The sequence below is a fragment of the Arthrobacter sp. 10T416 genome (assembly GCF_056394165.1).
The window spans coordinates 79,188-97,020 of record NZ_JBFTHI010000004.1 but is presented as its reverse complement, the minus strand read 5'-3'; the positions used below and the strand labels follow the sequence as shown (position 1 = coordinate 97,020).

The window sequence follows — 17,833 nt, the reverse complement described above, 5'->3', positions numbered from 1 at the left end:
CCGTGTAGCACGAGAGCGTGACGCCATGGCTGACGACGACGGACTCCTCGACACCGCTTTCCTGGCGCTCGCCGACCCCATCCGCCGCAGCATCATCGCCCGGCTTAGCCGCGGCCCGGCCACGGTCAACGAATTGGCGGAACCCTTCGCGATCACCAAGCAGGCGGTCTCGAAGCACATCCAGGTGCTTGAGCAGGCGGACCTCGTCACGCGCACGCGCGACGCCCAGCGCCGGCCCGTCCACCTGAACCCCGCACGGCTGGAGGCACTCACCGCGTGGATCGACCGGTACCGGCTGGTCCGCGAGGGGCAGTTCCGCAGCCTCGATGCCGTGCTCCAATCCCAGGCTGCCGAACGCGGCACCCAGGCAAAGGACTCATCATGAGCAACGTACTGAAACTCACGGTTCCGGAAGACCTGCCCTTCATCGACTTCGAGCGGGAGTTCGACTTTGCAGTGGCCGACGTCTTCCGCGCCCACAAGGAACCCGAACTCGTCGCCCAGTGGCTCGGCCCACGGCGGCTCACCATGGACGTAGACCACTACGACTTCCGCACCGGCGGGACCTACCGCTACACCCATACCGGGCCCGACGGCGTCGCCCGCCAGTTCAACGGGGTCTTCCACACCGTGCGGGAGAACGACTTCGCCGTCCAGACCTTCGAGTACGGCGGCTACCCGGACGTGGTCAGCATCGAGTTCATGACCTTCGAGGACCTCGGCGGCGGCCGCACGAGGCTGAGGGCCCACGCCGTCTACCCGAGCATGGAGGCCCGGAACGGTATGGCGGAATCCGGGATGGGCGACGGGCTCTCCGAGGCCTACGAACGGCTCGAGGAACTGCTGGCCGGCGCCAAGGTCTGACGCGCCAGGGCCTCGTCCAGCACCAGGCCGAGGTTGGACGCGTCGTGGGCAAACCGGCCCAGGAAGAGTCCGTCCGCCGCCAGTTGCGGCAGCAGCCCGGGTCCGGCGCTGCCGCCGTAGATGATGGGGCACCGGCCGTCCAGCCCGTCGCGGATCAGTCCCACCACGGCGTTGACGTACGACGGCGGGGCCGGCCGGTCCGCGCCGATCGCCCAGACCGGCTCGTAGGCGAGGACTAGTCCCGCGCCCAGTTCCGCGTCCCCGGCGGCAGCGGACCGGACCTGGCCCAGGCAGAACTCCGCGGCTTCCTCCGGCGCCGTCTCCGCCGGCTCGCCGACGCACAGCAGCGACGTCAGCCCGGCGTCGGCGGCGGCCCGCACCTTGCGGGCCACCACGCCGTCGTCCTCGCCGAACTGGGCCCGGCGTTCGGCGTGGCCGATCTCCACCAGCGTGACGCCGAGTTCGGCCAGCAGGCCCGGGCTGACTTCGCCGGTGAGCGGCCCGTCCCCCCAGGCGCAGTTCTGCGCGCCGAGAAGTATCGGTGAGCCGGCCAGGAGCGTCCTGGCCTCGGCCAGGACCGGGAACGAGGGGATCACAAAGACCACCACGTCCCGGCCAGCGGCCAGGGCGGGGCGTTGGTCCACCACGGCCCGCACCTCCGACAGCCAGCGCAGACTTTCCTGGTAGCCCAGGTACATCTTGGTGCTGACACCGACGTACAGCGGGCGTTCGGTGTCACTGGTGCCGGAGGTGCGGGTCATGGGTTTCCTTAGGTGGTGCGGTGGGCCGGACGTCAGTCCAGGAGCTCGTCCGCCTTGTTGCTGAACCGTTTGGTGGCAAACATCATGGCCGCCGCCACGAACGGCAGGACCCCGAGGGCGTAGACCCCCATCGACCCCGTGGGCGAGTGCGTGGCCTCGTTGACCGCCGTCCGCAGGATCGGAGCGACGAACCCGCCGAGGTTGCCCAGGGAGTTGATCAGGCCGATCCCGGCTGCCGCGGCGGACCCGGCGAGGAACGCCGTCGGGTAGGACCACACCACCGGGCCGACGGCCAGGAAGCTGCACACCGCCAGGGTGATAAAGACCATGCCGAGCACGGGCTGGTGGTTGGTGCCGGCCCACGCCGACCCGAAGATGCACAGGCCCGTGGAGAGGAACAGGATGGTGCCGAACTTCCGCCGCTTGGCCACCGTGTTGGCCGCCCGGCCGATGAAGTAGCAGGCGAAGATGCCGAAGAACCAAGGGACGGCGATCAGGAGGCCGACGGCGAGGCCCACCTTCTGCCCGGTCAGCGAGGACACCTGCTGCGGCAGGAAGAACGTCACGCCGTAGACCGCGATCTGAAGGCAGAAATAGATCGCCGTGAAGTACCAGACCCGGCCGTTGCGCATCGCGGCGAGGATGCCGCGGGGGCCGTGCTCGTCCTTGATGTTGTCCTCAAGGGCCATCACTTCCTTCAGCGCATACTTTTCGTCGCTGCTGAGGAACTTCGCCTTGTCCGGGCCGTTGATGAGGAAGAAGAAGGCGGCGATGCCGGCCACGACGGCGAGCAGGCCTTCGACGAAGAACATCACCTGCCAGCCGCGCACGCCCGGCACCTGGTCGCCGATGTTGATCAGCCAGCCGGACAGCGGATTGCCGATCATCTGGGAGAACGGCTGCGCCAGGTAGAAGATCGCGAACATCTGCACGCGCACCTTGTTCGGGAACCACTCGGCGAGGTACATGATGACGCCCGGGAACAGGCCGGCCTCGGTCACACCGAGGAGGAACCGCAGGATCACGAACGAGGTTTCGCCCTGCACAAACGCGAAGCAGGCGGACACAATGCCCCAGGTGATCGCGATGCGGGCCAGCCAGACTTTGGCGCCGACCTTTTTCAGCAGCAGGTTGCTGGGGATCTCAAAGATCGCGTAGCCGATGAAGAAGATGCCGGCGCCGAGGGCGAAGGCCCCCGCCGACACCCCCTTGTCCGCACCCAGGGCCGCTTCGGCGAAGCCGACATTGGTCCGGTCCAAAAATGAAACGACGTACAGAATGACCAGCATCGGCATCAGCCGGCGGGCCGCCTTGGAAATCGCGGACTTCAGGACCGGTCGGGCCAAAAGCTCCTTGGATGTAGCGGTGGATACGGACACAGCACTCTCCTTCGAGTGATGAGGTGGGGTGGTTCGCCCGCGGGCCGGCGGCCCGCGGTTCCCTGCTGGTTTCCGGGTTCCGGAAACCGTCAGTGCATATACAGGCCGCCGTCGACGTTGAGCGTCTGGCCGGAAATGTAGCCTGCGTCCTCGCCGATCAGGAAGTGGATCGCGGCCGCGACATCGCGGGTGTTGCCGACGCGGTTCACCACCAGGTCCTTGACGAGTTCATCCTTGCGTTCCTCGCTGAGGGTGCCGCCCATAATGTCCGTGTCGATCGGACCCGGGGAGATGGCATTGACAGTGATGTCGTACTCGCCCAGCTCCCGGGCCGTGGCCCGGGTCAGGCCGATGACGCCGGCCTTCGCCACCGAGTAGGGGGTCTTGCTGAAGGTGCCGCCGCCGCGTTGGGCGGAGACCGAGGAGATGTTCACGATCCGGCCGAGCCGGTTCCGGGCCATCGATTCGGCGGCCCGCCGGGTGGCGTAGTGGACACCGTTCATGTTGATGTTCAGCACGCGGTCCCACTCTGCGGCGTCGAGTTCGAGGTAGGGCACCGGGGAGCTGACGCCGGCGATGTTGGCCAGGGCCACGAGCTGCGGCAGTTCAGCCTCGATCTCGTCGACGGCAGCGCGGACCGAGGCCTCGTCGCCGATGTTGGCACCGGCGCCGTGGGCTTTGACGCCGTGCTTGGCGGCGAGCTCCTTGGCCAGAGCCTTGCTGGCGGCGTCGTCGAGGTCGATGACGCCGATGTTCCAGCCGCGCTCGGCGAGGTAGTCTGCGGTGGCCCGGCCGATGCCGCGCTCGGAGACGGCGCCGGTCACGATCGCGGTGCGCTCTGCGGGGAAGGTGGTCATGGGTTCTCCTAGGGCTGGGGTGGGTGGGGCTAGCCCAGGGGTGCGGGGCCGAGGTCCTCGATGAGTTTCTGCATGGCGACGTAGGCCTTGTTCCGGTAAGCGACCAGGGCGGCGGTCCGTTCGGCCGGGACGTTGAGGAAGCCGGAGCCGGTCTTGGTGCCCAGCTTGCCGGCGTCGACCTTTTCCTGCAGGATCTGCGGGGTGGCGAACCGTTCCGGGAAGCCGGTCTGCAGGGATTTGTAGCAGAAGGCGTAGACGTCGAGACCGGCCATGTCCGCGATGGCGAACGGCCCGAAGAACGGCAGCCGGAAGCCGAAGGTGGTGCGGACCATAGTGTCCACATCTTCGGCCGTCGCGATGCCCTCCTCGACCACCTGCGCGGCCTCGTGGAACAGGGCGTACTGCAGGCGGTTGAGGACGAAGCCGGTGACGTCCTTGACGGTGGCCGTTTCCTTGCCGGTTTCGCCCACAATCGTGCGGGCCGTCTCGATGGTAGCCGCCGAGGTGCCGGCGTGCGGGATGACCTCGACGCCGGGAATGAAGGGCGCGGGGTTGGAGAAGTGGACCCCGAGGAAACGCTCCGGGTTCGCCACTACCTCGGCGAGTTTGGCGATGGAGATGGTGGAGGTGTTGGACCCGATGATGGCGTCCGGGCGTGCGGCGGCGCTGATGCGGCTGAGGGTGCCGTGCTTGATTTCGAGAACTTCGGGCACGGCCTCTTCAATGTATTCGGCGTCCGCGACGGCCTCTTCGATGTCCTTGGCCGCCCAGAGGTTTTCCTTGAGCCGCTCGGTGGAGCCGGCCGGGAACAGCCCGGCGGCAACGAATTCGTCGGATTCCTTGAGGAGCCGCTCGTAGTTGCTCTGGGCGACTTCGGCGGAGACGTCGGCGAGGGCGACGCGGGCTCCGGCGAGGGCCAGGACCTGGGCGATCCCGCCGCCCATGTAGCCCGAACCGACGACGGCTATGTTACGTGCGCTCATGCGTTTTCAATTCCTTCCGAAGCTCCCTCGTAGGAGTGGATAGCGTCCACCTTGGCCGCGGACGCGGAGGTGTCATCAAAGCGGTGGCCCAGCCATTCGCCGACCAGTTTCTTGGCCAGTTCCAGTCCGATCACGCGCTGGCCGAGGGTCAGCACCTGGGCGTTGTTGGACAGGACGGAGCGCTCCACGGAGTAGCTGTCGTGGGCGGTGACGGCGCGGATGCCGGGGACCTTGTTGGCCGAGATGGCCACCCCCAGGCCCGTGCCGCAGATCAGCAGGGCCCGGTCGGCCTCGCCGGCGGCCACCTTGCGGGCGGCGGCGACGGCCAGGTGCGGGTAGGCGGTGCTGTCGTTGGCGCCGACCCCGACGTCCTCGACGGACGCGACCCGGGGGTCGGCCTCGAGGAGTTCGCGCAGGGCGTTTTTGTATTCGACGCCGGCTTCGTCGTTGCCGACGACGATCCGCCAGCCGGCGGGGGCCGTCTCGGTGGCGGTGGGATCTGTGGTGTTGGTCAAGGGAATACTCCTTCAGCTGCGTTCAATGGAGGCGGCGTAGTCGGCGACCCGGCCGGCGATCAGGCCGAACGACACAGCGCCGGGGTCGGGGTGGCCCAGGCTCTTCTCCGCCAGCGGACGGGCCCGGCCTTTCTTGGGGCTGAGGGACGCGGTGGCCTCGGCGGCCTCGGCGGCCGCGTCGGCCGCGGTCCGCAGGCTGCTGGCCAGCCCGGCGCCGTCGTCGATGGCCTGGTGGAAGACGTCGGCGAACGGCAGCAGCGCGTCCACCATGGTTTTGTCCCCGGCTTCGGCCTTGCCGAGGGTGAGGATGGCGTCGCGGAGGGCGGCGACGGCGGCTGCCGCGTCCGCCGGCGTGTAGGCGTCCTTGCTGCCCAGGGCCCGGCCGGCGGCGGCTACGGCGGCGCCCCACAGGGCTCCGGAGGTGCCTCCGGCGCGCTCGGCCCACTGCTCCCCGGCGGCGGTGAGGACTTCCTCCAGCCCGGCGCCGGCGGCGTGCGATTGTTCGGCGGCGGCGACGGCCGCGTCCACGCCCCGGCGCATGCCGATGCCGTGGTCCCCGTCGCCGGCGATGGCGTCGAGTTTCCCGAGGGCTTCCTCGTGTTCGATGACCACCGACTGGGCGACTTTCAGCACTCCCACGGCCGTGGCGGCGAGGGTGGCCGACGCCGGGGTGGCGGCCAGCGCCGGGACGGCGTCGGCGTCGGCCGCGGCGGCCACAGTCCGGTGGGCCCGCGGGGCCAGGTTGCCTTTGCGGAACGCGGGGGTGTCGGCCGGGGCGGACCAGAAGGCCTCCAGCTCGGGATCCAGCCAGAACAGGGTCAGGGACAGGCCCGACATGTCCAGGCTGGTGACCAGTTCACCGCACTCCGGTTCCACGGTCTCCAGGCCGGCGGCGCTCAGGAGGGCCTCGATCTTGCCGAAGAGCACAAACAGTTCGTCGTATTTGACGGTGCCGAGGCCGTTGAGGATCGGCACCACGCGCCGGCCGGCCGTGTCGGGTTTGTCTTTCAGCAGCCCGTCCACCAGCAGGGCGGCCAGTTCGCTGGCCGTGGGCAGCGGCTGTTCGGAGATTCCGGGTTCGCCGTGGATGCCCAGGCCCACGGACATCATGCCCTCGGGCACCGTGAACAGGGGCTCCGCGGCGCCGGGCAGGGTGCAGCCGGCAAAAGCGACGCCGAGTGACCGGGTGTGGTGGTTGGCTTTGACCGCCAGCCGCTCCACCTCGTCCAGGTCCAGCCCGGCTTCGGCGGCGGCACCCGCGACTTTGAAGACGGTGAGGTCCCCGGCGATGCCGCGGCGCTTCTCGATCTCGGCGAGCGGGGCGCTGGCAATGTCGTCGGTGACCAGCACGGTGCGGGTCGGGATGCCTTCGGCGTTCAGCTTTTCCTGGGCCTGGCCGAAGTGCAGCACGTCCCCGGCGTAGTTGCCGTAGCTGAGCAGGACGCCGCCGCCGGTTTGGGCGGCTTTGGCCACGCGGTAGACCTGGCCCGCGGAGGGCGAGGCGAACATGTTGCCGCAGGCGCTGCCGGCGGCCAGGCCGGCGCCGACCAGTCCGGCGAAGGCCGGGTAGTGCCCCGAACCGCCGCCGATCACCAGGGCGACCCGGTTGGCGGGGGTTTCGGTGGAGCGCACCACACCCCCGTCCACCCGGGCCACGTACTGGCGGTGCACGGCGGCGAAGCCGTCGAGGGCGTCTTCTGCGAAGCGTGCGGGATCGTCAAATATCTTGGTCATGATTCCTCGTCGAACCGGTGGGACAGGTGGAACGGGCGGTGGCCCGGAGGCGCCGTCGGCCTAGTGCGCGGCTACGGCGGCGGGCTGCTGCCGGCCCTGGGCGACCAGGCTGGTGCCGAGGCTGTACCCGTCGCGCTTGGGCAGGACCTGGCGGCGCAGGTAGTCCTGGTTGGCGGCGGTGACGCTCAGTCCGTCGCCGCCGTAGTGCTCGGTGCAGATGATGCCCTGGAAGCCGACGGAGATGGCGAACTGGAAGGCCTCGCGGTAGCTGATGAGGCCGGATTCCATCGGGGCGGGCATGGCCACGTACTGGTCCTTGGCCCGGTTTTCGTCCCGGATGTAGTTCTTGACGTGCCAATAGTTCGAGTACGGCAGCGTCTTCTGGACCATCTCCCGCCAGTCCTCAATGGGCCGGTGCAGCCGGATCAGGTTGCCGATGTCCGGGTTGAGTCCGACGTTGGGCAGGTCGATGTCCTGGACCAGCTGCACGGAGGAATCAGCGGTGCCGAGGTAGGTGTCTTCGTACATTTCGAGGGAGACGAGGAGGCCGAGTTCGGCAGCGTGCCGTCCGACGTCGCGGATCCGGGTGACCGCCTTGTTCCAGGTCTCCTTGTCCCCCGCCGGATCCTTGTGGCCCTCGACGGTCCAGAACCAGAGCTGTTCGCGCTGGGCCGGGGTGAGCGCCTGGTGCAGGCCGATGGAGACGACTTCGCAGCCTAGCTGCGCGGCGGCGTCGAGGGTGCGGTGGGTATACGCAAGGTTGTCTTCCCAGTTCGCCTCGTCGATGACGCTGCGGCGGATGGCCGAGATGGCGGGCAGGCCGATTCCGGCTTGCCGTGCTGCGGCCGCGAGTTCGTCGAGGCGGGCCGGCGAGAGGTCTCCCGGGCGGACCCAGCTGTCGGTGAGGTCGGCGTTGGCGAAGCCTGCGTCGGCCACCTCTTCGAAGACGCGCTGCCAGTCGCTGGCGGGAGCGTCCTGGACCGGGGTCCCGTCGGCGCGGATGCCCGGGAACTGCAGCAGGGCCGCGGTGATAGGCCAGTTTTCGGCGGTGTACGACATTGTCACTCCAACTCTTGAATCACATTTCCTATAGGATTTATCAACGAGGAAAGCTTTGTCAAGGGTTAGTTGTGGGGTGGAACGCCGTTCGGCTAGCTGCGGACTTCGCTGTCGTGCTGTGAGCGCTGCTTGACGCCCTCGATGTGCTCGATCATTTTGAGGCGCGCGAGCTCGGCGTCCCCGGCCTCGAAGGCGCGCAGGACTTCGGTGTGTTCGGCGATCGCGAAGTCGGCATCGGTGACACCGAGGCCGCCGAAGAAGCGGAACCGCTGGACCTGCCCGCCCAGGGCATTGTAGGCCGAAAGCAGGAACTGGTTCTCGGCGTGCTCGGCGATGAGGCGGTGGAAGCGCTCGTCGGCTTCCCAATAGGAGCGGAACTCGGAGAAGGACGGTCCCCGCGGCGCGGCTTTGAGGTCTTCGATGGCCTGCGCCAGTTGCGCGGTCAGCCCGGCGTCGGCCTGGCTGCAGGCCATAAAGGCGTTGGCGGGTTCGATCACGAGGCGGGCGTCCATGAGGTCCGCCAGCTCGTCCGCCGTGAACAGCGGCGCCACCCGGTACCCGCGTAGGGCGGTCCGGCGCACCATGCCGGTGGATTCGAGCCGGGCGAGGGCTTCCCGGACGGGGGTGGGAGAGACGTCCAGCTCCCGTGCCATCCCGTCGATGCTGACCGGAGTGCCGGCTTCGAGCCTGCCGTCCATCAGCGCGGCAAGAAGCGCCTCGTAGACGTGGTCGGCGAGGACCTGCCTGCTGATGCCGCGGGAGGCCGGTTCCTTGAGTGCCATAGTGAAATCCTATAGCCGCCGCGCCGTGCCCTGCGCCCCGCTCCCCCGCCGTTACGGGCGGGGGCGGGGCGAGGGATGGGCGTCAGTGGCCCCGCAGGACCTCGATCACCGTGGAGTCGTCGCGTCGGCCAAGACCCGCACGGCGGCCGCTGAGGTACAGCTGCTCGGCGGCAGAGGCCAGGGGCGCCGGGTAGGTGCTTTCGCGCGCCGCGTCGACCACCAGCCCCATGTCCTTGACGAAGATGTCCAGGGCGCTGCGGACTTCAGTGTTGTCCGGGTCCACCATCCTGGAGCCGCGGTCATCGAACATAAAGGATGCCGCCGCGCCGGAGCGCAGCACCTCCCAGGTCTGCTTGGGGTCCAGGCCGAGGGCTTCGGCGAAGGCCAGGGCCTCCCCCGCGGCAGCGATGTGCACGCCGCAGAGCAGCTGGTTGACGAGCTTGACCTTCTGCCCGTCCCCCACCGCCGCGCCGACCACGGGGGCCGAGCTTGCCATGGCATCCAGCAGCGGCCGGACAGCGGCGAGCGCACGGTCGGATCCGCTGACCATCATCAGCAGCTCGCCGGTGGCGGCGCGTTTGGTGCCGCCGGAGACGGGCGCATCAACCAGGTCAACATCGAACGGCGCCAGCCGCTCGGCCAGGGACACGACGGCGGCCGGGCCGACGGTGGCCATCAGCAGGACCACTGTGCCGGGGCGCAGCGCCTCGGCCAGGCGGTCGGGGCCGAACAGCACGGCGTCGGCCTGGGCGGGGGTGGCCACCATCAGGGCGACGACGTCGGCCTGCGCCACGGCGTCCCTGGCGGTCGCGGCCGGGGTGAGGCCGGGAACGGCGAGGCTCTGCGCGCGCCCGTCGGCGACGTCGAAGGCCGCGACTTCGTGCCCGGCGTTGGCGAGGACCACGGCCATCGGGCCGCCCATGGCGCCCAGTCCGATCCATCCGACCTTGCTCATGGGGTTACGTCCTTTCCTGGGGCCGCGGACGGGGTGCCGCGGAAGAGTTCAATAGTGTTGGCGAGTGCGTTTTCGTCGCCGACGTTGCCTGCAAAGACGACGTACGGCATGCCCTGCACGCCCGGGGCGGCGTCGTCGGGCCGGAGCACGGAGACCATCCCGGGGAACAGCTGGCCCAGCACGGTGGCGCGCCGGATGCCGAGGCCGCGGACAGCCACGTCGTGCGAGGTGATGCCGCCCTTGGCAATAACCCAGGCGGGGCGTGCGGTGAGTGCGGCCTGAACCACGTCAATCACTGCGGCCGACACGCTGCGGGCGATTTCCAGGCTCGCGACGGCGTCCGCGCCCTTCAGCAGCGAACGCGAGGTGTAGAGCAGGACGTCAGAGTCGGCGAGTGCACTGACCACCTTGGCGGCGGTGGCCGCGATGTGGTCCCCGCGTGCGGCCGGGTCGACGAGGTCCGCGACGGACAGTTCGATCTCGGTCACCCCGCCGCGGGCCTGCGCCACGGCGACCTGCCGGGCGGTCTGTCCCACGTGGGAGCCGACGACGGCGAGGCCGTGGCCGGCGGGACGGCCGGCCGGCCAGATGTCCTCAGCCTGCAGGGTGGGTTTGGGGTCCAGCCCGGCCAGCGCGCGGACGAAGGATGGCCCGGTGCGGTGCAGGAACGTTTTGCCTTCGCGCTGGACCTGCTGCAGGCCCAGGACCACGATTTCCAGGTCCGCGAAGTCGGTGGCGTTGACGACAATAACCTGCAGGTCGGCGGCAGTGCGCAGGATCTCCGCGACCCGGTCCTCGCCGCCGTTGCGGATGTCCTCAAGGCTGATGCTGAGCACCTGCCCGGCCGCTACGGAGCCGCTGCTCTTCTCCGCGACGAAGTCCTTCAGGTCGGAGGAGCGGTAGCCGAAGGTGGCATCCTTGGCGAACTCGGTTTCCCCGGCGGGCACGGGCTCGCCGCCCACCACGGCCCAGTGCACGTCGCCGGCTGTGAACCGTCCGGCTTCGAAGTAGGACGGGGCCAGCAGGACGCCGTCGAAGCCGTGTCCGGTGACCTCGCGCCGGACAGCGTCGAGGGTGCGGATTTCTGCCATCACGTGGCCGCGGAGTGTCGAGTCGCTGCGGCTGACCACGTCCAGCGGGGCACCGAGCCGCTGCTCGAGTTCGAACAGGGCACGGCCGGCGTCCTGGTTGAGCGCGACGGCGTCCGCCTCGTCGAGGCTGCGGGTGTTCGTGAGGATAAAGCAGGTGGATTCCGGCGCGGCGAGGGCCGCCGCGTACTCCGATGCTTCGAGCACGGTGACCACGGAGACGCCGTGGACGGACTGCGAGCCGGTCGGGTCGTCGTCGAGCACGGCGGTCCGGCGGCCGGTGGCGGCGCGGTCCGCGCGGATCCGTTGCCGGGCGTCCGCGAGGCGGACGGGGGCGGGAGCGTCCGGCGGGCCGGGATGGCCGGGGTGGGTTTCGTTTGTCATGCTGTGGTCCTTTCGGGTGCCGTGCGGCCTGGGCCGCACGGCACGTCGAGAGGCGCCTGGGGTCAGGAGACCTGCAGGCCGCCGTTGATGTCGTAGGTGGCGGCCGTGATGTAGCCGGCGTCTTCGCTGAGCAGGAAGGACATGAGCGCTGCGACCTCGTCGCGGGTGCCGACGCGGCCCATCATGATGCCCTCGGACATGGCGGCCTTGCGTTCATCGGTCAGGGTGCCGCCCATGATGTCGGTGTCGATCGGGCCGGGAGCCACCGCGTTCACGGTGATCCCGAATTCGCCGACTTCGCGGGCCAGTGCACGGGTGAAGCCAAGGATTCCGGCCTTGGACGCGCTGTAGGCGACCTTGGAGAAGGTGCCGCCGCCGCGCTGCGCGGAGATCGAGGAGACGCTGACGATCCGGCCGACCCGGCGTTCAATCATGCCCTTCAGGACCCGCTGCGAGACGATGAACGTGCCGCGCATGTTGATGGCGAACACCTTGTCCCATTCGGCCACGGACGTCTCCATAAACGGCGTCGGCGAGCTGATGCCGGCCAGGTTGGCCAGTCCGACGATCGGCGGAAGCGCCTCCTCGATCTCGGTGATGGCACGGTCCACGGAGGCCTCGTCCGAGACGTCGGCGCCGACGCCGATCGCCTTGACGGCACGGTTGGACCCGATCTCCGCCGCGGCCGCCTTGGCGTCCTCGGCGTTGATGTCCAGGATTGCGATCGACCAGCCGTCACGGGCCAGCCGGTCCGCCGTGGCGCGGCCGATGCCGCGGGCCGATGCGGCGCCGGTCAGGACGACGGTTCGTTCGGCGGGGAATGTGCTGTTTGCTGTCATCGGTGGTTCCTAGTGGCTGTCGGTGGCGGAGACGGTGGCCGCGGGAGCGGAGACACCTTCGGGCCGGTTACGGGCGTAGAGGTAGGTGGCGACGGCGGTGATGGCGAGGCAGGCGGCCAGGAAGGTCAGGCCGCTCTGGCTGTTGCCGGTGGAGTCCTTGAGGATGCCGACGATGTACGGGGCGACGAAGCCGCCGAGGTTGCCGAGTGAGTTCACCATGGCGAGGCCGGCTGCGGCCGCGGCGCCGGTGAGGGCGGCCGACGGCATGGCCAGGAACGGGGCGATTGCCGAGTAGATGCCCATTGCCGCGAGGGTCAGGAAGACCATGGCGAGGACGGCGTTGACCGGGAGCAGGTAGCCGGCGCCGAGGAGGCCGACGGCGGCGAGGACCATGCTGACACTGGCGTGCCAGACCCGGTTTCCGGTCCGGTCGGAGCGCTTGCTCCAGAAGTAGACGAACACGGCCGCGATGGCGTAGGGGATGAAGACGATGAAGCCGACCTGGACGGTATCGAACTTGCCGAGCGCCTTGACGATGGTCGGCAGCCAGAGGCCCAGGCCGTAGATGCCGCAGACCAGGCCGAAGTACAGGGCCGAGTAGGCCAGCGTGCGGGGGTCCTTCAGGCCGGCCAGGAAGTTGTGCTTGCCGGCCTTCTGCTTGTCGGCCAGTTCTTTGTTCATGGTGGTGGTGAGCCAGTCACGCTCTTCGGGCTTGAGCCACTTGGCGTGCTCCGGGCGGTCCGTCATCACGAACGGCGTGATGATGCCGAGCGCGATCGCCGGGATGCCTTCGATGATGTACAGCCACTGCCACCCGTGCAGGCCGCCGACACCTTCGAGGCCCAGGAGCATTCCGGACACCGGCGCGCCGAGGGCGTTGGAGATCGGCTGGGCCAGGATGAAGATACCCAGGACGGTCACGCGCTGCGCGGCTGGGAACCAGAGGGTGAGGTAGAAGAGGATGGCCGGGAAGAAGCCGGCCTCCGCAGCGCCGAGGAGGAAGCGGATGATGTAAAAGGTGGTCTCGCCGTTGACCAGGAACATGGCTGTGGCGAAGATGCCCCAGCTGATGAGGATGCGGGCGATCCACTTGCGGGCGCCGTAGCGGTACATACCGCCGTTGCTGGGGATTTCCAGGAGGGCGTAGCCGATGAAGAAGATGCCGGCACCCAGGCCGTAGGCGGCCTCGGTCAGCCCGATGTCGCCCTGCATGCCGAGCTTGGCGAAGCCGACGTTGTTGCGGTCCAGGTAGGCGACGAAGTACAGCAGGACGATCAGCGGCATCAGCCGCCGGCGGACCTTGCGGAGGGTGGTCTGGCCCAGTTCACTGAGGGCCGGGGTTGCGGTCAGGGAGGTCATCGCGGGCCTCCACCGGTGATCAGGGTGCCCAGGGCAGGGACGTGCGCGCGCATAAAGACTCCTTTGGCTTGCGGCATTCCGAAGTGATTGGGATGTCAGATGTCTGATATCTGTTTGAGATTCTAGTCACACGGCCGCACGGCGTCAACAGGCGCGAGGTAATTCGGCTTGGCGGGTGCAGCTTCGACGGGACGGCGGCACGCGGGGCCCGCCGGGGCCGCGGGCGCGGGTCAGCTGGCGGCGGCGCCGCGGCGCAGGCGCGGCGCCAGGTTCGGGCAAGCGGCTGGCCCGTGCGCGGGTCAGCTGGCGGCGGCGCCGCGGCTGGAGACCGCGAGGTACTGCTTGAAGTCCTCGAAGGTCTGGGTGATGTGGGCGTCCATCGCGGAGCGTGCCGCGGACGGCTCGCCGGAGGCGATGGCCGCCAGGACCACCTTGTGGTGGTGGATGGCGTGCCGCTGGACGTCGGGGAAGGCCGAGGTTTCCCGCCGCATGGCGTACAGCAGGGTGGACAGCTGGGCCAGCAGCGCCGGGACGAAGGGGTTGCCGGACGCCCGCAGGACGGTGTCGTGGAAGGCGATGTCCGCCAAGGTCAGGGCGTCGACGTCGCCGGAGTGGTGGGCGGCTTCCATCCGCTCAACGCTCTCCGTCATGGCGGCGAGGTCGGCCTGGCTGTGCCGCGCGGCCGCGAGTTCCGCGGCGCCGGTCTCCACCATGCGCCGGACCTCCAGGAGCCGCAGCGCCACCTGGTCGGAGGCCACTCCCCGGGAGGCCGCCCGCATAATTGCGTCCAGCCCGGTCCAGCGTTCGGGCGGGTTGACGAACGTGCCGAGGCCGCGTTTGACGTACACCACGTCCTGGGCTTTGAGGACTTTCATGGCTTCACGGGCCGTCAGGCGGCTGACGCCGGATTCCTTGGCGATGTCCGCTTCCGGCGGCAGGGCGTCGTCGGGCTTGATCTGGCCGCTGAGGATGTACTCGAGGACCCTGTCCACCACGACATCCACCAGCGTCCGCCGTGTTTCCGCCATCGTGATCCCCTGCCTGCGCACCCGGGGCGCGCCTTTTGCCTTTCCTAAACCCTACTCGACCGGCGGCGGCGCTCAGTGCCGCCGCCGGTTAGCGACGCAGCCGGTTAACGACGCAGCGCGGGGTCACGGCTCGCCCGTCCCGGGAGGGAACGGGCGGCCAGTGACCCCGCGCTGGTGCGGAGTGGTGGTGCTGGTGCCTAGAGGGCTGCGAAAACTTCGCGCAGCAGCTTGGCGGTCTCGGACGGCGTCTTGCCGACCTTGACGCCGGCAGCCTCGAGGGCTTCCTTCTTGGCCTGGGCGGTGCCTGCGGAGCCGGAGACGATGGCGCCGGCGTGGCCCATGGTCTTGCCTTCCGGGGCGGTGAAGCCAGCCACGTAGCCGACGACCGGCTTGGTGACGTGGGCCTTGATGTAATCAGCGGCACGTTCCTCGGCGTCGCCGCCGATTTCGCCGATCATCACGATCGCCTTGGTCTCGGGGTCCGCTTCGAAGGCCTCAAGGGCATCGATGTGGGTGGTGCCGATGACCGGGTCGCCGCCGATGCCGATGGCGGTGGAGAAGCCGAGGTCGCGGAGCTCGTACATCATCTGGTAGGTCAGGGTGCCCGACTTGGAGACCAGGCCGATGGGGCCCTTGCCCGTGATGTTGGCCGGGGTGATGCCGACGAGGGCCTCACCCGGGGTGATGATGCCGGGGCAGTTCGGTCCGATGATGCGGGTGACCTGCTTGCCGTTGGCGTCCACCTTGGACTGGGCCAGGGCCCAGAACTCGGCGGAATCCTGCACCGGCACACCCTCGGTGATGACGACGACCAGTCCGATGCCGGCCTCGATGGCCTCGACGACGGCGTCCTTGGTGAAGGCCGGCGGCACGAAGACGATGGAGACGTCGGCGCCGGTCTCTGCCATGGCTTCCTTGACGGTGCCGAAGACGGTGATTTCGTTATCGCCGTGCAGGACCGTGGTGCCGGCCTTGCGGGCGTTGACGCCGCCGACGATGTTGGTACCGGCCTTAAGCATCAGGGCGGTGTGCTTGGTGCCTTCGCCGCCGGTGATGCCCTGGACGATGACCTTGGAGTCCTTGTTCAGATAAATAGACATTGTCGCGTCCCTTTACTTAGCTGCGTTGGCGAGCTCGGCGGCCTTGTCGGCGCCCTCGTCCATGGTGGCGGCCAGGGTAACCAGCGGGTGGTTGGCCTCGGCCAGGATGCGGCGGCCTTCCTCGACGTTGTTGCCGTCGAGGCGAACCACCAGCGGCTTGTTCGCGGAGTGGCCCAGCTCGGCCAGCGCGCCGACGATGCCCTTGGCGACAGCGTCACAGGCGGTGATGCCGCCGAAGACGTTGACGAAGACGGACTTGACCTGCGGGTCGCCCAGGATGACGTCGAGGCCTGCCGCCATAACCTCGGCGGACGCTCCACCGCCGATGTCCAGGAAGTTGGCGGGCTTGACGTTGCCGTGGTTCTCGCCGGCGTAGGCGACGACGTCCAGGGTGGACATAACCAGGCCTGCACCGTTACCGATGATGCCAACTTCGCCGTCGAGCTTGACGTAGTTGAGGTCCTGCGCCTTGGCCTTGGCCTCGAGCGGGTCAGCGGCGTCCTTGTCCTCAAGGGCGGCGTGCTTGGCGTGGCGGAAGTCAGCGTTCTCGTCGAGGGAGACCTTGCCGTCGAGGGCAACGATGTCACCGGCGCCGGTCTTGACCAGCGGGTTGACCTCCACGAGGGTGGCGTCTTCCTTCTTGAAGACGTCCCACAGCTTGAGGATGACGGCGGCGACCTTGCCGCGCAGTTCCTCGGCGAACCCGGCGGCGGCGACGATTTCGTCGGCCTTGGCCTGGTCGATGCCGACGGCGGGGTCAATGGAGACCTTGGCCAGGGCTTCGGGACGCTCGACGGCGAGCTGCTCGATTTCCATGCCGCCCTCGACCGAGCACATGGCCAGGTAGTTGCGGTTGGCCCGGTCCAGAAGGACGGAGAAGTAGTATTCCTCGGCGATGTCGGCACCCTGGGCGATCATCACCTTGTTGACGGTGTGGCCCTTGATGTCCATGCCGAGGATGTTGGTGGCGTATTCATGCGCCTCGTCGGCGGTCTTGGCGACCTTAACGCCGCCAGCCTTGCCTCGGCCACCGACCTTAACCTGTGCCTTGACGACAGTTACGCCGCCGATCTTCTCGGCAGCTGCCTTTGCTTCTTCAGGGGTGTGCGCCACGATGCCGGCAAGCACGGGTACACCGTGCGCCTCGAACATATCGCGCGCCTGATATTCAAACAGGTCCACGGTTTAGTGTCCTTCTACGTCGAAGTAGTTTCTGTACAGCCGGACCCCGCGTACTCGCGGTTACCGGGCTGCGGAATAAACGCACCCTGCGACAAGCTTGGAAACGAGCCACACGGCGCAATGCTCCTCTGTCGAACTCTAGTCCTTTGAACGGACCAGCCCGACCCAGAGTACCCGTTATGTGAGTAACGACACTATTCTATTGAGCGTAGAAAAACCGCTAGATTACGGGGTTTTTGGGGCGTCCGACGGGGCCGGGGAGGCCGTTTTCGGGGTGCTCGAGATGAGCTCGTAACGGTCGCGTGAAACGAAGAATGCGACCCCGGCGGAGACGTTTCCGCAGGCGACGCCGCCGTTGTACGCGGAGCAGCGCAGGCCGTTGCGTTCGACGTTCTTCCCGTCCGCGAGCACCGGCAGCTGGGAGATCGGCCCGTTGGGCGTGCCCTTGGGACCGTACTCGGACTCCTGTTGGGTGACGCCGGACCGGCATTCGCCGTAGACGGCTTTGTCCGGTGTCAGCAGGGCGGTGCCGCCCAGGTAGCCGAGGTTGGTCCCGCCGCAGTTGTCGCGGATGTCCTTGGGCTTCGGCTTCGGGTAGACCGCCAGTTCACAGTGCGCGGCCGGCACGGTGGCGAACTTGGCGGTCCCGTTTCCGCTGAACCCGTTTTGTTCGTACGGCAGGTTGATGTGCTCGCCCCGGGCTGAAGTGAGTGAGCAGACCACGTTGTGGTCGGCGGTGACGAAGCTCAGCGAGTCCTGGCCGGCACCCAAAGTTGCGGGGTCCGTCAGCGGGGCCTGCTTGAGCTGCTCCAGCGCGGGCAGCGGCGCGGGCGGCACGTAGTTGGGGTCCCGTTGTGTGACGGTGCACGCGGTGGCCGCCAGCAGCAGCAAGGCGGCCAGAAGCCCCAGGAATGTCCGTCGCATGGGCTCCATTATGCCCGGCACCGGTCGCCGGGCGGTGCAG

General features: G+C 68.5%; 18 protein-coding genes. 2 read left to right on the top strand and 16 right to left on the bottom strand.

Annotation, left to right across the window (positions count from 1 at the left end):
- Window positions 1-25 precede the first annotated feature (25 nt).
- Both AC1DBE_RS06870 and AC1DBE_RS06865 read left to right on the top strand, forming a co-directional pair.
- On the top strand, window positions 26-385 hold the full coding sequence (locus AC1DBE_RS06870; protein WP_476878823.1) for an ArsR/SmtB family transcription factor: 360 nt from the start codon (window positions 26-28) through the stop codon (window positions 383-385).
- Window positions 382-864 (top strand): SRPBCC family protein, encoded by a 483-nt coding sequence (locus AC1DBE_RS06865; protein ID WP_476878824.1) that lies wholly within the window; start codon window positions 382-384, stop codon window positions 862-864. Before AC1DBE_RS06870 ends, AC1DBE_RS06865 begins: the two co-directional genes overlap by 4 nt.
- On the opposite strand, the gene AC1DBE_RS06860 is transcribed toward AC1DBE_RS06865, so the two are convergent.
- The 16 genes from AC1DBE_RS06860 to AC1DBE_RS06785 all read right to left on the bottom strand — a co-directional run bounded on the left by AC1DBE_RS06860 (window position 822) and on the right by AC1DBE_RS06785 (window position 17,802).
- Window positions 822-1,625, bottom strand: a complete 804-nt coding sequence (locus AC1DBE_RS06860; protein ID WP_476878825.1) for a triose-phosphate isomerase family protein — start codon at window positions 1,623-1,625, stop codon at window positions 822-824. The genes AC1DBE_RS06865 and AC1DBE_RS06860 overlap by 43 nt on opposite strands.
- A gap of 32 nt (window positions 1,626-1,657) precedes the next feature.
- Complete coding sequence (locus AC1DBE_RS06855) at window positions 1,658-3,004, bottom strand: MFS transporter (protein ID WP_476878826.1); 1,347 nt, start codon at window positions 3,002-3,004, stop codon at window positions 1,658-1,660.
- An 89-nt stretch (window positions 3,005-3,093) separates the two neighbouring features.
- Window positions 3,094-3,861, bottom strand: a complete 768-nt coding sequence (locus AC1DBE_RS06850) for an SDR family NAD(P)-dependent oxidoreductase (RefSeq protein ID WP_476903597.1) — start codon at window positions 3,859-3,861, stop codon at window positions 3,094-3,096.
- 29 nt (window positions 3,862-3,890) lie between these two features.
- Complete coding sequence (locus AC1DBE_RS06845) at window positions 3,891-4,844, bottom strand: 3-hydroxyacyl-CoA dehydrogenase family protein (RefSeq protein WP_476970031.1); 954 nt, start codon at window positions 4,842-4,844, stop codon at window positions 3,891-3,893.
- Window positions 4,841-5,359: a ribose-5-phosphate isomerase gene (locus AC1DBE_RS06840; protein ID WP_476970030.1), complete on the bottom strand. Its 519-nt coding sequence runs from the start codon at window positions 5,357-5,359 to the stop codon at window positions 4,841-4,843. Before AC1DBE_RS06840 ends, AC1DBE_RS06845 begins: the two co-directional genes overlap by 4 nt.
- A gap of 12 nt (window positions 5,360-5,371) precedes the next feature.
- Entirely contained in the window at window positions 5,372-7,093 is a 1,722-nt protein-coding gene (gene dhaL, locus AC1DBE_RS06835) for a dihydroxyacetone kinase subunit DhaL (RefSeq protein ID WP_476970029.1), read from the bottom strand.
- A 60-nt stretch (window positions 7,094-7,153) separates the two neighbouring features.
- Window positions 7,154-8,152 carry a sugar phosphate isomerase/epimerase family protein gene (locus tag AC1DBE_RS06830; protein ID WP_476970028.1) on the bottom strand — a complete coding sequence of 333 codons (999 nt, stop codon included), beginning with the start codon at window positions 8,150-8,152 and terminating at the stop codon, window positions 7,154-7,156.
- Between the two features lie 92 nt (window positions 8,153-8,244).
- Window positions 8,245-8,934 (bottom strand): GntR family transcriptional regulator, encoded by a 690-nt coding sequence (locus AC1DBE_RS06825; protein WP_476970027.1) that lies wholly within the window; start codon window positions 8,932-8,934, stop codon window positions 8,245-8,247.
- 82 nt (window positions 8,935-9,016) lie between these two features.
- Window positions 9,017-9,889, bottom strand: a complete 873-nt coding sequence (locus tag AC1DBE_RS06820; RefSeq protein ID WP_476970026.1) for an NAD(P)-dependent oxidoreductase — start codon at window positions 9,887-9,889, stop codon at window positions 9,017-9,019.
- On the bottom strand, window positions 9,886-11,361 hold the full coding sequence (locus tag AC1DBE_RS06815; RefSeq protein WP_476970025.1) for a four-carbon acid sugar kinase family protein: 1,476 nt from the start codon (window positions 11,359-11,361) through the stop codon (window positions 9,886-9,888). The genes AC1DBE_RS06820 and AC1DBE_RS06815 overlap by 4 nt, the downstream gene beginning before the upstream one ends.
- Window positions 11,362-11,423: 62 nt before the next feature.
- Window positions 11,424-12,200 (bottom strand): SDR family NAD(P)-dependent oxidoreductase, encoded by a 777-nt coding sequence (locus tag AC1DBE_RS06810; protein ID WP_476970024.1) that lies wholly within the window; start codon window positions 12,198-12,200, stop codon window positions 11,424-11,426.
- A 9-nt stretch (window positions 12,201-12,209) separates the two neighbouring features.
- Window positions 12,210-13,559, bottom strand: a complete 1,350-nt coding sequence (locus AC1DBE_RS06805) for an MFS transporter (protein ID WP_476903603.1) — start codon at window positions 13,557-13,559, stop codon at window positions 12,210-12,212.
- 299 nt (window positions 13,560-13,858) lie between these two features.
- The gene (locus tag AC1DBE_RS06800; RefSeq protein WP_476970023.1) at window positions 13,859-14,587 is read right to left on the bottom strand and encodes a FadR/GntR family transcriptional regulator; all 729 of its coding nucleotides are present in this window, start codon (window positions 14,585-14,587) and stop codon (window positions 13,859-13,861) included.
- A gap of 197 nt (window positions 14,588-14,784) precedes the next feature.
- Window positions 14,785-15,687, bottom strand: coding sequence for a succinate--CoA ligase subunit alpha (gene sucD / locus AC1DBE_RS06795; protein ID WP_146335623.1), 903 nt, complete (start codon window positions 15,685-15,687; stop codon window positions 14,785-14,787).
- A gap of 12 nt (window positions 15,688-15,699) precedes the next feature.
- Complete coding sequence (gene sucC / locus AC1DBE_RS06790; RefSeq protein WP_476879593.1) at window positions 15,700-16,869, bottom strand: ADP-forming succinate--CoA ligase subunit beta; 1,170 nt, start codon at window positions 16,867-16,869, stop codon at window positions 15,700-15,702.
- A gap of 225 nt (window positions 16,870-17,094) precedes the next feature.
- Entirely contained in the window at window positions 17,095-17,802 is a 708-nt protein-coding gene (locus tag AC1DBE_RS06785; protein ID WP_476970022.1) for a hypothetical protein, read from the bottom strand.
- Window positions 17,803-17,833 lie beyond the last annotated feature (31 nt).